We start from the raw sequence: 16,102 nt of genomic DNA, 5'->3' as shown, positions 1-16,102 counted from the left end.
AGGGGCGTCAAGAGGGAAGTCAAGGGCCGTCCGCTGGCTCCGCGATCACGCTGGTCTCGGCTTATCGAAGGCCCTCGCGCTGGTAGAGTTTCACGAAATTTTCGGAAACTACCAGCCCACGGAAACGACGAGTGGACCGATGACCAGCCCTACCTCCGCCCAGGGCACCCGCCGCGCGACGATCGCGTCCATCGCCGAGGAGACCGGTGTCTCGGTGACCACGGTGTCCAAGGTCCTCAACGGCCGCCCCGACGTCGCGCCGGCCACCCGGGAACGCGTCGAGGCGTGCCTGGCGCGGCACGAGTACCGCCCCCGCGTCAGACGGCGGCCGCTCAAGGGCCAGATCGACCTCGTCTTCCACCAGTTGAACTCCGTCTGGTCGATGGAGATCATCCGGGGCGTGGACTCCGTCGCCGCCCCCGCGAGGATCGAGGTCGCCCTCTCGCAGCTGGGGGGAGCGCACCGGCTGCCGGAGGAGTGGCTCGACGGCCTGCTCGACCGCCGTCCGCTCGGGGTGCTGTTCGTCCTGTGCGGCCCGTCGCAGTCGCAGCAGCGGAGGCTGCGGCGGCAGCGGATCCCGTTCGTCGTCGTCGACACCGACAGCGTGACCCCCGCGTCCGTGCCCACGGTGGGCTCCAACAACTGGAACGGCGGCCTGCTCGCCACCCGCCATCTCCTGGAGCTCGGCCACCGCCGGATCGCGGTCGTCTCGGGCCCGAAGGACGTGCTGTGCAGCAGGGCGCGGGTCGCCGGCTTCCGGGTCGCCCACGACGAGGCCGGGCTGGCCGTCGACCCCGCCCTGGTGCGGTACGGCAACTTCTACGTCGACGCCGGCTTCGAGCACGGCATGGACCTCCTGTCGGGCGCCGCCCGCCCGACCGCGATCTTCGCCGGGTCGGACCTCCAGGCGCTCGGCGTGCTGCGGGCCGCGCGGCGGCTCGGCCTCGACGTCCCCGGCGAGCTGTCCGTGGTCGGGTACGACGACGTGCCGGCCGCCGCCTGGGTCGAGCCCGCCCTGACCACGGTGAACCAGCCGCTGTCCGACATGGCGGTGGTCGCGACCCAGATGCTGCTCGACCTGGCCCGTGGCGGGGAGGTGGCCACGAGCCGCATCGACCTCGCGAACGAACTGGTGGTCCGCGACAGCACCGCGCCGCCGGTCAGGCCCTCGTCAGCCTGATCACGTTCCAGGAGACCGGCGGCAGCACGATCCGCGGGGGATCGCTCCGGTGGGAGGTGTTGGGGCGGGGCGCCACCCGCTCGGGGTCGTCGGCCGTGTTGCGGGCGTACACGTCCTCGTGGGCGAGCGTCGTGGCCTCGGCGATCCGTACGGCGCCGAGCGCCCGCGTGTCGAGCTCCAGTTCCAGGGGCTCGGTCACCGACCGGTTCACCGCGAACACCGTGGTGAACCGGTCGTCGTGGGTGGCGACCGCGTGGAGCACCGGGACCTGCCCGAACTCGCCGGTCTCGTACGACGGCCCGACCGGCTCGGTGAGCAGGACGTCGCCCGAGGCGTACCGCGCGGCCTGGGCGAACGGGTGGAAGGTCGTCTGCCGCCAGGCCCGGCCGCCCGGCTCGGTCATGATCGGCGCGATCACGTTGACGAGCTGGGCCAGGCAGGCCGCCGCGACCCGGTCGCTGTGCCGCAGCAGCGTGACGAGCAGGCCGCCGAACGCCACGGCGTCGGCGAGGTGGTAGTGGTCCTCCAGCAGCGGCGGCGCGATCGGCCAGTCCGGCGGGGGAGGGGCCGACTGGTGCCTGCTGAGGTACCAGATGTTCCACTCGTCGAACGACACGGAGATCTTCTTGTCGGAGCCGAGCCGCGCCCCCACCTGGTCGGCGATCGAGACGACCGTGGAGATGAAGTGCTCCATGTCGGTCGCGCAGGCCAGGAAGCCGCCGAGGTCGCCGTCCTTCTCCTCGTAGTAGGCGTGGCAGGAGATGTGGTCGACCAGGTCGTAGGTCTCCTCGAGGACGGTCGTCTCCCAGGACCCGAACGTCGGCATCGAGGAGCCGGAACTGCCGCACGCCACCAGTTCGAGTCCGGGGTCGACCATGCGCATGGCCCGGGCCGTCTCCGCGGCGAGCCTGCCGTACTCGCGGGCGGTCTTGTGCCCGATCTGCCAGGGGCCGTCCATCTCGTTGCCCAGGCACCAGATGCGGATGTCGTGCGGCTCCTTGGCGCCGCCCGCCACCCGCAGGTCCGAGAGCGTGGTCCCGGACGGGATGTTGCAGTATTCGAGCAGGTCGACGGCTTCCAGGACGCCGCGCGTGCCGAGGTTCACCGCCATCATCGGCTCCAGGCCGGCCAGGCGGGACCACCGGACGAACTCGTCGACCCCGATCTCGTTGGTCTCCGTGCTGTGCCAGGCCAGGTCGAGCCGCCGGGGGCGCCGCTCACGCGGGCCCACGCCGTCCTCCCAGCGGTAGCCGGAGACGAAGTTGCCGCCGGGATAGCGGACGGTGGTCACGCCCAGCTCACGGGTGAGCGCGAGCACGTCGCCGCGGAATCCGTCCGCGTCGGCGGTGGGGTGGCCGGGCTCGTAGATCCCGGTGTAGACGCAGCGGCCGAGGTGCTCGACGAACGTGCCGAACGTACGGCGCCGCACCGGAGCCACCCGCTGGGCGGGATCGATGGTCAGCTGTGCCTTGAGCACGGGCTTCTCCTTGATCGCAGGAGTGTGTCGCCCGGCGATTGTTAGCGCTCGCATGGCGAACGGTCAAGGGCCGGCCGCCATCGCGGCCGGCCCCCGACGCCGTGTTCGGTGTCGTGTTCCGTTCCGTGTTCCGTCGCCGTCCGGGCTCAGGCGGGCCCGGACGGCGCCCGGATCAGCTCACGCCGAAGTCGGCGAAGCCGAACTGCCCCGTCACGCCCGCCGCGTGGGACGTGGCGATCAGTCCCGCGTCCTGCCGGTCGGCGATGCCGGGCAGGGTCACGGTCGGGCCGACCTTGGTCCAGGTGGTGCCGTTCGTGGAGTAGTAACCGCTGACCTGGTCGCCGGAGCGGACGAGGCGGACCCACGCGGGCGCCTTGATCCCCGAGGCCCCGCTGAACGAGTCGAGGTAGCCGTTGCCGTTGGAGTCCCACTGGAAGGCGACCCCGTTCCCGGGGGTGACCACCATGACGGCGTATCCGGGAGACGAGCCCGTGCCGGTGACGTCGTTGCGGAGGACGACCCCCGCCTTGGCCCAGGCGTTGGTGTTGTCCATCTGGGTGACCCGCGCGGTCACGGTGGACGCGCTCCCGGCCGCGTCGTCCCGGTAGAGCGCGCCGTACTCGTCGAACGACCCGGCGGCGTCCTGCCAGATGTCGGTCCCGGTGGTGAGGATGGCGTACTCCGGCCCGGCCTCCGCGAACCGGCTCGGCACCGAGCCGTGCGACTTCAGGGAGGTGAGCGGGTTGAGCGCGGTCAGGGTCAGCGACCTGTCCAGCGTGTAGCCGATCCCGGTCTTGGCGGCGGTGAAGCTCACCGCCGCCTTGACGGCCGCGCGGCTGACCGGTGTCGTGAACGACTCGGGTGCGGTGATCTTCCATGTCTCGGTGGCCGAGGCGTCGGCGGGGAACGCGCGCTTCACGGGCCTGCCGATGCGTTCGGCCCGCCAGCCCTCGGGGACGGTGATCGAGACGGTCAGGTCGGTGACCCGGATGTCGCTCACGTTCCCGGCCGTGACGGTGACGGTCGAGGACCCCCCGGCGCTCACGCTGGCGGGGTCCGCCGTGAGGGAGACGCCGACCGGAGGCCGCTGCGGGTCGGGCGCGCCGCGGTAGTCCCCGGTGGGACCCGCCTGGTAGATGATCCGGGCGGCCTCGACGGGGATGCTGCCGGCGGCGATGGTCACGTTGTCCCTGGTGACGTTGCCGCGCTGGCCGTTGACGACGCCGGTGATCGCGGGGTTGGTGGAGTAGTTGCCGGTGAGGGTGAGATCGCCGGTGTGGTTGCCGTTCTGGTTGTTGGCGTGCGCCCACTGCGCGGCGGTGCCGACGAAGACGTTGCGGTTCGCGCTCACGTAGCGGGAGCCCTCGTCGAAGTACAGGCCGAGCTGCCCGCTGCTCTCGCAGTAGTTCTCGTCGATGACGCTGCGCGGCATCGCCGAGAGCGTGTAGATGCAGCCGGCGTCGAACATGGTCTGCACGACCTTGCGGACGTGGTTGCCCACCACGCGGACGTCGCTCAGGGTCGTCGGCGTGTCGTAGAGCGGCTGGAAGTCGTACAGCCCGCGGTTGATGTACTCGGGGCTGCCTCCCGGGTCGTTGGCGCCCCAGCCGTAGCCGACGCCGATGCCGGTGTACGGCATGTCGGAGACGTAGTTGTGCTCGATCGCCAGCCGTGTGACGTAGCTGGCGAAGATCGCGTCCTGGTCCAGGTATTCGAGCGCGGTCGCGTAGACGCGGTTGTCACGCAGCAGGATGTCGCTGTTGACCATGCGGGGATCGGACGGGTGGTGCGCGTCCGGTCGGATGCCGCCGACCACGATGCCGCCGCCGGCGCTCGCGGTGAACGTGCTCCCCACGACCGACACCCGGTGCGCGCCGAGCCCCACGCCGGTGGCGTGGGCGTCGGCGTCGTTGCCGATGCCGAGCCCGACGGAACCGAGGTTCACGAAGGAGCTGTCCACGAAGGCGACGTCCTCCGCGGCCGACACCTGCACCGCCGCGGCCGCCTGCGCCCAGCCGTTGCGGGAGCCCTCGAAGCCCTTGCAGCCCGAGGCGCACGAGGTGAACGCGTCCGGCGGCCGATGGGGCTGGACGCCGCTGATGAAGGCGCCGGTCTGCTGGTTCGCGTAGCCGTCGGAGGTGCTGGGGCGCAGCCACGTGGTGCCGGTGAAGGTCAGGCCCTCGAACCGGAGGTCGTGGGCCGGCGCGTCGTAGGTGCCGCCGACCTGGACCAGCGACTCCAGGCGGGGAAGCTCGACCCGCGCGCTGGAGATGTCCTGGCCGGGGAGGGGTTTGTAGTAGAGCGTTCCAGCCGTCGAGTCCAGATACCACTCGCCGGGCTCGTCCAGGAACTTCCGCGAATTGAGCAGGAAGAACTTCGGTGTCCGGAACGGGGCCTGGATGGCGTCGTACCCGTACGTGTTGTTGTCCCAGGCCGGCTGCTGCATCACGACCGTGGAGCCGGAGATGCTCTCCACCGGCGCGAACCGGTTGGTGAACGACAGCATCGCCTGGAAGTCGATGCGCTTCTGGTCGGGAAGCGTGGCGAGGTAGGCGAGATCGGGGTTCTTGATGGTGAAGCCGGTGGGGGTCAGGGTGATGTCGGACCGTGCCACGCTGATCCGTGCGCGCTGCGCGGGCTTCCCGTCCACGTAGAGCTGCCTGGTGTCGAACCCGGCGCCGACCTGGGCCCGGTAGACGCCGGTGGCCTCGTCGTCGACCTCCCAGCCGGTGACGGGCGTGGCGCCGCTCAGCACGGGCGTGGCCCCGCGCGCGGCCTTCCAGGTGACGGTGTGCCCGTTCCGGCCGGAGTCGGCGGCGTCGAAACGCAGCGGCGAGGTCAGCCGGTAGGTCCCGTCGAGGAGTTCGACCGTGACGTCGCGCGTTCCCTCGGCCGCGGCGGCCCGGGCCCGCCGTTGTGCCTCTCCCAGGGTGGCCAGCGGCCGCACCTTGCTGCCCTTGTTGTCGTCGTCGGCGTTCGTGGCTCCGGTGGGCGCCACCACGATCGTCTCGGTGGCCTGGGCCTCCGCCTGGGCGGGGCCGGGCGCGGCGAGCAGTCCGGCGGTCACGAGTAAGGCGGCGGATGCCGCGGCCGATGTTCTTCCCTGTGGTCGTCTTTGCGGCTCGGGTGACGGACGCATGGTTCTTCCTTTCTTCCGGCACGGAGTGCGCAGGGACGGCGAGCGCCGGGCGGTGCGGATTACCTCGAGGCGGGGTACCTCGGGGACGGGTTACCTCGCCGCCCGGTCGCTTGAAGAGGTGAGCTGGTGCGGCCGGTGGCCGTGGTCGGGCACGGGGAGCAGACGCCGCCCGGCGTGCTCCGGCCGGACGTTGGGGCTGTCGGCCGTGGCCGCGCTCGCCCGCCGGGTGAACGCGCCGATCGCGCTCTCGTCGACCGTGAGGCCGTGGCCCGGCGCGTCTCCGAGGACGAACGCGCCGTCCTCGATGTGCATGTCGGCGGACACGCCGAGCGGCGGCCGCAGGTCCTGCAGCTCGCTGACCAGGTGGTTCGGCACCGACGTGGCGGCGTGCAGCAGCCCGACCGGCGTGTTGCCGATCGGGCTGACCGGCAGGTCGTGGGCGTGCGCGAGGGCCGACACCCGGAGGAAGTGGGTGACGCCCCACACGGCGGCCGTCTGGACGATGTCGACGGCCCCCGCCGCGAGCAGCGGACGGAACTGTTCGAGCCCGCTGAGGTTCTCCCCGGCGGCGACCGAGGCCCGGATCCCGCGGCCGACGGCGGCCATGCCCTCGGCGTCCCAGCGCCGTACGGGCTCCTCGATCCAGGTGAGGTCCAGGACGTCTTCGATCTCGCCGACGTGCCGGACGGCCTGCTTGCGCGTCCAGGCCTCGTTCACGTCGAGCATCAGGCCCGGCCGCGCTCCCTGCCCGGCCTCGGTCAGGACGTCGCGCACCAGCTTCAGCCGGCGCAGGTCCCGTTCGACGTCGAGGCCGCCCTTGATCTTGGCGGCGCGCAGGCCGTACCCGGCGTACTCCTTGTAGGCCGCGACGAGCTCGTCGTCGGTCAGGCCGATGTCCAGGCCCGAGGCGTACGCGGGGACCCGCCGGTCGCGTCCCCCCAGCAGGCGCCAGAGCGGTTCGCCGGCCGCCTGCGCCTTGATGTCCCACAACGCGGTGTCGATCGCGCCGATGGTCCCGAACACGACGCCGGCGTGACCCGCCTTGAAGGTGTGCCGCAGCATGCGGTCGTAGAGCGCCGTGACGGCACGCGGATCCTCGCCCTCGACGGCGGCGAACACCGTGTCGATCTCCACGTGCGGCCCGATGCCGACCCCGGTGATCCCCTCGTCGGTGTCCACCATGACGATCTGGACCGGTACGACCCCGTCGGCGTAGACGCCGTTGGCGTCGCCGACCGGGCGGCCCCAGTCCTGGACCGTCTTGAGCGTGCGATACCCCGAAATCCGCATGTCAGCCCTTCGTGGAACCAGCGGTCACGCCGTCGGCGATCTGGCGCTGGAGGAACAGATAGATCATCAGGACCGGGACGGCGGCGATCAGGACTCCGGAGGCGAAGGTGGGGATGTCGTCGGAGTACTGTCCGCGCAGCGAGGTGACCCCGACCATGAGGGTGCGGTGGTCGGCCGAGTTCATCGTCAGCAGGGCGATCAGCACGTCGTTCCAGCAGAACAGGGTGTCGAGGATGCCGACCGACAACAGCGCCGGCCTGCCGAGCGGGATCATGATCCGCCGGTAGACGCCGTAGACGGTGTTGCCGTCGATCCGCGCCGCGTCGACGATCTCCATCGGGATCGTCGTGTAGTGGCTGGTCATCAGGAAGACGGTGAACGGGAGCCACTGCGCGACGTAGGCGAGGATCAGTCCCGGATAGGTGTCGATGAGACCGGTGTCCGCCATGACCCGGGCGAGCGGCACCATGATCACCTGGAACGGCACGAACAGCGCCGCGAGACAGCCCAGGAAGATCATCCTGGAGCCGCGGAACCGCAGCCGGCTCAGCGCGAAGCCCGCCATCGACCCGAGCAGCAGTAGCAGGGCCACCGAGACCGTCACCACGAGGAGCGAGTTGGCGAAGTACCGCGCCATGCCGGCGTCGGACCAGGCCGTGCCGATGTTCTCCCAGTGCGGCGAGTTCAGGGGGGCGAACCGGTCGAGGATGTACTCACGCCGGGTCTTCATGGCGACGTTGGCGGTGAACACCAGGGGGTAGACCGTGGCCAGCGCGAGGGCCGCCATCGGCACGGCGGCCACCCATCCGCTCAGGCGCCTGCCGCGCATCAGTCCTGCCTTCCCGCGCGGCGGAGCAGGCCGACCTGCGCCAGCCCCACCACGAGCATGATGAGGAAGAGAACCGTCGACGCGGCGGAGGCCAGCGCCGGGCGGTTCATCTGTCCCTGCTGGATCCAGATGTAGTACTCCGGCAGGTACGTCGACCCCTCCGGGCCGCCGCTGGTCATGACGTACAGCAGGCCGAACATGGACGTCAGCATGCCGATCATGGTCGTCACGAGCACGAACGCGATGGTGCGGGACAGGCTCGGGATGACCACGTGCCAGATGGTCCGGGCCAGTGACGCGCCGTCCATCTGCGCGGCGTCCAGCAGCGAGGAGTCGAGGGTCGAGAACCCGGCGAGGAAGACCACCAGCGCCATCCCGAACGTCGCCCACACCTGTACCCCGACCACGGTGAACATGGCGACGTCCGGGTCGCCGAGCCAGTCGACCGGGCCGATGCCGATCGTGCCGAGCAGGGTGTTCAGCGGGCCGTCGAAGGCGAGCATCAGGTTGAAGATCGAACCGACGATCACCGGTGAGAGCACGGCGGGGAAGAAGTAGACGCTGCGGAACACCCGGTGCCCGGGGACCCGCAGGTAGATGAACGTCGCGAGCAGGCCCGGGATCGCCACCGCCACGGGCAGCAGCAGCACGAGCAGCCCCACGTTGCCCAGCGCGGTGCGGAACAGCGGGTCGTCGAACAGGTCCAGGTAGTTGTCGAGCCCGACCGCGGACCCGTTCCGGTCGCCGTCGCCCGTGAAGGAGAAGTTGACGCCGAGGATCAGCGGGTACAGCCGCAGCACCAGAATGATCAGTACGGCCGGAGCCACCAGGACGTACGGTGCGAGACGCTCCGAGCGCGCCGCCCGCCGGGAGCCCGCTCCGGTGGCACGGTGGCTCGCCTGTCGTGTGGTGTCCTCCCCACTGGTCCGCCCGGGCGCGCCCGGGCGGACCAGTGGGGAGGAGCCTCCGATCGGCATTGTCAGCTCGCCTTGTCGGCCGCGGCCATCTGGTCCATCGCCTTGTCGACGGTCACCGACCCGCTCAGCAGCTTCTGGGACAGCCGTCCCATCAGGTCCAGCGTCTTCGAGGACAACGCGACGTGCAGGGCGGGCTTACCGCTCTTGATCGCCGCCACGATGGCGCCGGCGGCCGGGCCGGACTGCGACGCGTCGATCGTGGTGTCGGAGGCGATCGCGCCGGCCTTGGCGTAGAACGCGGTCAGGGCGTCGGTCGACGTCAGGGACCGCACCAGGTCGGCCGCCAGCTTCGGGTCCTTGGTCCACTTCGCGACCCCGTAGCCGATGCCGCCGTCGTAGGCGAGGCTCGGAGCGGCTCCGTCGGTCACGACCGGGGCCGGCATCACGCCGATCTGGTCGGGCGGCAGGAACTCGCCGAAGTCCTTCCAGTGCCCGATGTCCGACATCAGCCCGATGACGTTGGCGGCCTTGCCGGACTGGAAGATCGCCCACGAGTCGTTGAACATCGCGGTCGAGTTGGCTCCGGCGTTGTTGAAGCCCTTGTCGTTGACGTCCTTCCACAGCGTGAAGATCTGCTTCACGTGGGGGGAGGTCCAGTCGCGCTTGCCGGCGATCCAGTCGTCGTACTCCTGGGGAGTGAGCACGCCCGAGCCCAGGCCCGAGAGGAAGAACTGGATGCCGAAGCCCTCCTTGTTGCCCAGCGCGAAGCAGCTCTTCCCCGCCTTCTTGACGGCCGCGCAGGCGGTCATGAGCTCGTCCCACGTCGCGGGCGGCTTGGCCGGGTCGAGCCCCGCCTTCTGGTAGATGTCCTTGTTGTAGTAGATCGGGTGTCCCTGCAGCGTCACCGGCGCGGCGTAGACCTTGCCGTCCTTGCTGAACGCGTCCCAGCCCGCGAGCCGCTGGCGGTCCTCGGCCACGTACTCGTCGAGCGGGAGGAGCGCGTCCACGCGGTCACGCAGCTGCCCGCCTCCGTTGAAGAGCATGACGTCCGGTCCCGTGCTGGACTGGATGGCCGTGCCGAGCAGGGTGTAGTAGTTGTCGAAGGGCTGGGCCACGAACTCGACCGTGACGCCCGGGTGCTTCTTGGCGAAGTCCGCCTTCGCCTTCTCGATATAGGAGGCCGCGGTCGCGTCGCCCGACTTCCAGTCCCAGACCACCAGCTTGCCGGTGCCGGAGGTTCCGGAAGCGGCAGGTGAGGGGGCCGTTCGGGTGGCGCTTCCACATCCCGCCACGGTCAGCCCCGCGACCAGGACGGCCGACCACAGTGTTCGCTGCTTCATGGCTGTCACTCTCCAGAGCGTGGCCGGTTGACCCGGCCGTCTGCGGCGAAAACGTAACTCGTATGACGTCTGACGTCAATACTGCTGACATATACTCGCCGGTGGGCGTGCCGTCCCGGCAGGCCATCGGAGGATGAGATGACGGCATCGCAGGAATCGGCCCGCGACGTTCCGTCGCCTGCCTGGGTGCGCCGACCGGCGAGCCTCGCCAAGGCGGTGACGGCGGAGCTGGTGGTGCGCATCGTGCGCGGCGTGCACCCGTCGGGGACGCCTCTGCCGCCCGAGCCCGCGCTGTGCGAGGCCTTCTCGGTGAGCCGGACCGTGGTCCGCGAAGCGGTGAAGATCCTGCAGGAGAAGGGCCTGGTGCAGGTGCGCCAGGGCGCCGGCACCATGGTCACCCCGCCGACGTCGTGGGACATGCTCGACGAGCTCGTCCTCTCGGCGACGATCGCCGAGGACGAGAGCCTGGCGATCCTCGACGACGTCGTCGTCACCCGGCGCGTGCTGGAGGCCGACATGGCCAACGTCGCCGCCCGCGTGGCGGACTCCGACACCGTCGACCGGCTGCGCGCGCTGGTCGACCGGATGGACGAGCTCGTGGACGACCACCTGACGTACGAGGAACACGACCGCGCCTTCCACGACACGGTCATGCGGGCGTCCGGGAACCGCATCGCCCGGGGGGTGGTCCGCTCGCTGGAGAGCCAGGTCGTCAACACCGCGCGCTACATGGGCCGGTCCGAGCGGGCCCTGTGCGTGGCGTCCAACCTCGGTCATCGCCGCATCTACGAGCGCATCGCCGCCCACGACCCCGACGGCGCGGCCGAGGCGATGTTCAACCACATCACCGACGCGTGGCTCGTCCGCCGCAGCGGTCCCGCCAATCCCGTGCGCCTGGAACGTTAGAGACGTCAGAGACACGGCCCGCGGGCCGGACGCCGGGATCGCGGCGCCCGGCCCGATCACGCGGTCCACGAACCGCGGAGCGGCGGGGGACTCGTGCCCGGGCGAAGAGTGCGACACATATGAACGCTTCATAAGGGCTGCCGGTCCTCGGTCGGCGCGTCGCCGCGCTGACCAGAGCGGGTGCCGACGGTGACCGGGTGCGGTTGTGCGAAGACCGGTATAAGCGGGCTTACGGTCTTGACGGTCTCGTCACGCGCAAACTAACTAGTAGCTGACCCTCCGGGCTCTCCTTCCCGGGCCGGCCCACTCCGAAGATCCGCACAAGCCGTGCGCCGTCGTACGCCGCTCGTCTCGACGGCGGGATCCCCCTCACAGGGCGTGACCTGACCACACCTGATGCGGCGCCCGGGCATGGCCCCCACGACACCAGGAGAAGGGGGCCGTGCCGGGCGCCGCGACGAAAGGACACCCATGCCGAAAGCCGCAAAGGTCTTACTGAGCGCGTCGGCGGCGGCCGCCGCGCTGGTCGCGAGCGTGTCGCTCCCGACCGCCGTCCACGCCGCCGACCCGGCTTACAAGGTGCTCGTGTTCTCCAAGACGGCCGCGTTCCGGCACGACTCCATCCCGACGGGCATCCAGGCCATCCGCGACCTGGGCGCCGCGAACAACTTCACCGTCGACGCCACGGAGGACGCGAACGCGTTCACCTCGGGCAACCTCGCGCAGTACAAGGCCGTGGTCTTCCTCAGCACCACCGGGGACGTCCTGAACGCCACCCAGCAGACCGCCTTCCAGTCGTACGTCGACGGCGGCGGCGGATACGTCGGCATCCACTCGGCGGCCGACACCGAGTACGACTGGCCCTACTACGGGCAGCTGGTGGGCGCCTGGTTCAACAACCACCCAGCGATCCAGCAGGCGACCGTCAGGACCGAGGACAGCACGCATCCGGCGACCGCGGGCCTCGCGGCGGCGTGGTCGCGGACCGACGAGTGGTACAACTACCGCACCAACCCGCGGTCCACGACCCACGTGCTGCAGACCCTCGACGAGAGCAGCTACAGCGGTGGGAACATGGGCGACCACCCGATCACCTGGTGCCACCCGCAGGCGTCCGGCCGGTCGTTCTACACGGGAATGGGGCACTCGATCCAGTCCTACTCCGAGCAGGGCATCCGCACCGTGCTGCTGGGCGGCATCAGGTACGCCGCCGGCATGGTGCAGGCCGACTGCGCCCCGCCCGGCAACAACAACGGAACGACGATCGAGGCCGAGTCCTACACCTCGCAGTCGGGAGTCCAGCAGACCACCCAGAGCACGGCCGGCGGCGGCAAGGCGGTCGGCTTCATCGAGAACGGCGACTGGACGGGTTACTCCTCGGTCAGCACGGCGGGCGCGACCCGGTTCACCGCGCGCGTCTCCTCGGCCGGCTCGGGCGGCACCATCCAGATCCGCTCCGGCTCGCAGACCGGCACCCTGCTCGGCCAGGTCGCGGTCTCGTCCACCGGAAGCTGGGACACCTTCACGACCGTGTCCGCGACCCTGAACGGATCGGCGTCCGGGCCGCTCTTCCTGGTCTTCACGGGAGGATCCGGCTACCTGTTCAACGTGGACTCGTTCTCCCTCACCAAGTCCGGCTCCAGCCCGAGCCCGAGCCCGAGCCCGAGTCCGAGTCCCAGCCCGAGCCCCAGCCCGAGTCCGAGCCCCAGCCCGAGTCCCAGCGCCAGCCCCACCCCCAGCAGCCAGACGGTCGAGGGTGAGGCGTACACCGCGCAGTCGGGCCTGCAGCAGGCGAACCACTCCACCGCCAGCGGCGGCAGGACCGCCGGATACATCAACAACGGCGACTGGGCGGCGTACTCGCAGGTGAACACGCAGGGCGCGAAGACGTTCTCGGCGCGGGTGTCCTCCGGCGGCTCGGGCGGGACGATCCAGATCCGGTCCGGGTCGCAGAACGGGATGGTGCTCGGCCAGGTCGCGGTCTCGTCCACCGGAAGCTGGGACACCTTCACGACGGTCTCGACCACTCTGACCGGCTCGGCGTCCGGTCCGCTGTACCTCGTCTTCACCGGTAGCGGCACCGGCTACCTGTACGACCTCGACACCGTCACCGTCACCCGATGACGCGGCAGCCCGGCGGCGAGGCGTCCTCGCCGCCGGGCCGTCTCACGGCCGTCTCCGTTCCGGCGGCCCTCCGGCCACCGGAACGGAGACGGGGCAGGGGGGAGGGGTCAGCTCCGGGTCCACTTCTGGCTGGTCGTGCCGGTGCAGGACCACAGCTGCACCTTCGTGCCGTTCGCGGTGCCGAAGTTGCTCGCCTCCAGGCACTTGCCCGACTGCACGCCGGTGATGGTGCCGTCGGAGTTGACGTTCCACTGCTGGTTGGCCTGGCCGTTGCAGTCCCAGATGATCGCCCGGGTGCCGTTCGCGGTGCCGGCGGCCTCGGCGTCCAGGCACTTGTTGCCGTACACCTGCAGCTGCTTCGACGAGGTGTACGTCCACTGCTGGTTGGCCTGGCCGTTGCAGTCCCAGAGCTGGAGCTGGGAGCCGTTGGCCGTGCTCGCACCCGGCACGTCCAGGCAGCGGCCCGCGTTGACGTTGCGCACCGCCGTCGCGCCGCCGCTCGGAGAACTCGGAGAAGCCGACGGCGACGGACCCGAGGTGTCGGGGGGCAGGAGCGTGATGGTGAAGGTGTCGTCGACGGCGGTGTGCGGGACGTTGACGGTGGCGCCGTTGTTCGACACGTTCACCACGGTGTTCTGGACGGTGACCGGGCCGGTGACGGCGCCGCCGCCGCTGTAGGGGATGCGCTCCACGACGACGCGTACCTGGTTGTTCTGCACGATGCCGCTGGTGGTGTCCAGCCGCTGGAGGTTCACCGCGACGTTGCCGGTGGTGCGGCCGCCGCCGAGGAGGATCTTGGCGTTTGCGGTGTCCTTGGTGGCGTAGGCGTCGTAGTTCGAGCTGGGGGTGACCGAGGCGATCTGCCCGGTCTGGGAGCCGTAGAAGCGGTAGACCCACCACTCGCCCTTGGGCGAGTACTGGCCGGCGGAGTTGTGGGTCAGGAGGTTGCCCAGGTCGTTGTGCAGGTTGCCGCCACTGGCCCAGTTCGCGCGCAGGCCGTCGGCGCCCGCCCGTTCCAGCCGGGCGATGTACCAGGCGCCGTCGGCCGGGTTCTGCTCGTTGGACGCGCCGTACTCGTTGATCTGGTACGGGCGGGGGTGGGCGATGCCCCGCGAGTCGAGACTGGTGTTCGCGGTGGCCACGTTGGACACCGGGTCGCCGGGCAGCGAGTGCCAGCTGACGATGTCGGGCACGGCGTTGTTGGCCTTGACGTAGTCCAGGTACTGCGTCCACCAGCCGCTCGTGGACGGCACGCCCGCCAGGCTCGGGCCCACGATCAGCTGGGACGGGAACGCGGCCCGGATGCGCTGGTAGGCCCGCTTCCACATCTCGAAGTACTGCGACTGGGGACGGTTCCAGAAAATCGTGATGTTGGGCTCGTTCCAGATGTCCCACTGCACCGGGGCACCGGTCGCCCGAACGTCGTTGATCACGCGGGTGAGGAAGTTGTCGTAGTCGGTCCAGTTGCCGTTGTCGCCCGGGAAGCGGGAGATCGCGTAACCGTCGGCGCCCCACAGGTCGTGCACCAGCAGGACGAACTCCCCGCCCAGCGAGCGGGTGCGCAGCAGCTGGGCGCGGGTGGCGTTCCACCGCCGGTCGTACTTGCCCGACACCCACCCGCCCGGGCTGTCGAGCTGCGCGCCACCGGCCCGCATGTACCGGTACTTCACGTCGGTGAAGAAATGGTCCGGCGGATTGGCGCCGTTCTCGGTCATGCCGTAGATCCACCCCGACGCCCGGTAGGTCGGGGAACCGTTCGTGACGGAGAAGTTCACGGTGATGGACTCGTCGGCGGCCTGGGCCGGCCCGGCGGTCGCGAGGACGGACGCGGCGACCATGGCCGTGGCCGACAGCAGCGCGGCGAGGCCCTGGCGACGCCGGCGTCGCGTACGGGGGGTGGTGTCCACTGGCGACTCCTTGGACAGAGGGGTGTTCTGGGAGTTGTGCTGGGAGTTGTTCTTTGGGGGGCTGTACGGGGGGCCGAGCGAAATGCCGAACCTCTCCCGGGGCTTCCCGGACGCCGTCGCGGAGCGGTTCCCGGCGGGCCTCACCGGTGGCCGCGCCGCAGGCGCGGCGGAGGCTCCCGCCGGATCAGTCGAATCGATTCGTCGCGAAGCCTAGGCTTGCCCCTGAGTTGATGTCAATGGCGGGTGTCCTGTATGTGTACGGACTGTTTCCCGGCCAGCGCCGCGGCGTGCGATCCCGCGGACCTGGACGGGTCTCATCGCATGAAACTTCCATCGAACCGGTTAGAAATGGGATGCGGTGAGCGAGGGAGGGGGACGCCGTGCCGCTCGGGTGACGTCCGGGCCGGCGCCCGGTTCGGTGGTTACGCTTCGCGCGAAAGAACCGCAGGGCGGCGGCACCCTCCCCGGGCGTCCCCGGTGCGTTTCCGGGCCGTTCACGGCGAAGACGCGCAGCCCACGGCGGTGGCCCGGTGGCGCGCGGGGTCACGCCCGCTCGCCGGCCGGGCCGGTCCACCCGCTCCGTGCCGGGATTACGGAGGGGCCTTACCCGGGGCCCGGCAACTAGAGTGAAGACTCCGATTCAGGCTCAGCTTCGGAGGGGAGCCGACATGTTCGAGAGGTTCACCGACCGTGCGCGGCGGGTTGTGGTCCTGGCCCAGGAAGAGGCCCGGATGCTCAACCACAACTACATCGGTACCGAGCACATTCTTCTTGGCTTGATCCATGAAGGCGAAGGTGTGGCGGCCAAGGCTCTGGAGAGCCTGGGGATCAGCCTCGAGGCCGTACGCCGGCAGGTCGAGGAGACGATCGGCCAGGGGCAGTCGGCGCCGTCGGGGCACATTCCCTTCACTCCGCGTGCCAAGAAGGTGCTCGAGCTGTCGCTTCGTGAGGCGTTGCAGCTTGGGCACAACTACATCGGCACCGAGCACATCC

11 protein-coding genes are annotated in these 16,102 nt (G+C 70.2%); 4 read left to right on the top strand and 7 right to left on the bottom strand.

Translation table 11 applies throughout. From position 1 onward, the window contains the following. The first annotated feature begins 139 nt into the window (after positions 1-139). Positions 140-1,180, top strand: coding sequence for a LacI family DNA-binding transcriptional regulator (locus tag HHX33_RS33735; RefSeq protein ID WP_182878109.1), 1,041 nt, complete (start codon positions 140-142; stop codon positions 1,178-1,180). Here the strand turns inward: HHX33_RS33735 and HHX33_RS33730 are convergent. The 6 genes from HHX33_RS33730 to HHX33_RS33705 all read right to left on the bottom strand — a co-directional run bounded on the left by HHX33_RS33730 (position 1,161) and on the right by HHX33_RS33705 (position 10,172). Then, positions 1,161-2,657, bottom strand: coding sequence for an alpha-N-arabinofuranosidase (locus tag HHX33_RS33730; protein WP_182878108.1), 1,497 nt, complete (start codon positions 2,655-2,657; stop codon positions 1,161-1,163). The genes HHX33_RS33735 and HHX33_RS33730 overlap by 20 nt on opposite strands. Positions 2,658-2,829: 172 nt before the next feature. After that, positions 2,830-5,724: an NEW3 domain-containing protein gene (locus HHX33_RS37580; protein WP_182878107.1), complete on the bottom strand. Its 2,895-nt coding sequence runs from the start codon at positions 5,722-5,724 to the stop codon at positions 2,830-2,832. A gap of 162 nt (positions 5,725-5,886) precedes the next feature. Further along, a complete protein-coding gene (locus tag HHX33_RS33720) occupies positions 5,887-7,086 on the bottom strand; it encodes a mandelate racemase/muconate lactonizing enzyme family protein (RefSeq protein WP_182878106.1) in 1,200 nt (399 codons plus the stop codon). A 1-nt stretch (position 7,087) separates the two neighbouring features. Continuing rightward, positions 7,088-7,915, bottom strand: a complete 828-nt coding sequence (locus tag HHX33_RS33715) for a carbohydrate ABC transporter permease (protein WP_182878105.1) — start codon at positions 7,913-7,915, stop codon at positions 7,088-7,090. Further along, positions 7,915-8,892, bottom strand: a complete 978-nt coding sequence (locus HHX33_RS33710; RefSeq protein WP_182878104.1) for a carbohydrate ABC transporter permease — start codon at positions 8,890-8,892, stop codon at positions 7,915-7,917. Before HHX33_RS33710 ends, HHX33_RS33715 begins: the two co-directional genes overlap by 1 nt. Before the next feature lie 2 nt (positions 8,893-8,894). Continuing rightward, positions 8,895-10,172, bottom strand: coding sequence for an ABC transporter substrate-binding protein (locus tag HHX33_RS33705; RefSeq protein WP_182878103.1), 1,278 nt, complete (start codon positions 10,170-10,172; stop codon positions 8,895-8,897). Between the two features lie 138 nt (positions 10,173-10,310). On the opposite strand from HHX33_RS33705, the gene HHX33_RS33700 reads away from it, so the two are divergent. Next, positions 10,311-11,078 carry a FadR/GntR family transcriptional regulator gene (locus HHX33_RS33700; RefSeq protein ID WP_182878102.1) on the top strand — a complete coding sequence of 256 codons (768 nt, stop codon included), beginning with the start codon at positions 10,311-10,313 and terminating at the stop codon, positions 11,076-11,078. A gap of 471 nt (positions 11,079-11,549) precedes the next feature. Then, positions 11,550-13,202, top strand: coding sequence for a ThuA domain-containing protein (locus tag HHX33_RS33695; RefSeq protein WP_182878101.1), 1,653 nt, complete (start codon positions 11,550-11,552; stop codon positions 13,200-13,202). A gap of 107 nt (positions 13,203-13,309) precedes the next feature. Here the strand turns inward: HHX33_RS33695 and HHX33_RS33690 are convergent, their stop codons facing one another. Next, entirely contained in the window at positions 13,310-15,109 is a 1,800-nt protein-coding gene (locus HHX33_RS33690) for an RICIN domain-containing protein (protein WP_182878100.1), read from the bottom strand. 668 nt (positions 15,110-15,777) lie between these two features. Between HHX33_RS33690 and HHX33_RS33685 the strand changes: the two genes are divergently transcribed. Next, positions 15,778-16,102 (top strand): Clp protease N-terminal domain-containing protein (locus HHX33_RS33685; RefSeq protein WP_279633918.1); only part of this gene is annotated, 325 nt, incomplete at its 3' end.

This window comes from Microbispora sp. H10670, from assembly GCF_014161385.1.
In the GTDB taxonomy this organism is placed as follows: Bacteria; Actinomycetota; Actinomycetes; order Streptosporangiales; family Streptosporangiaceae; genus Microbispora; species Microbispora triticiradicis.
This window is presented reverse-complemented; position numbering and strand designations above follow the sequence as displayed.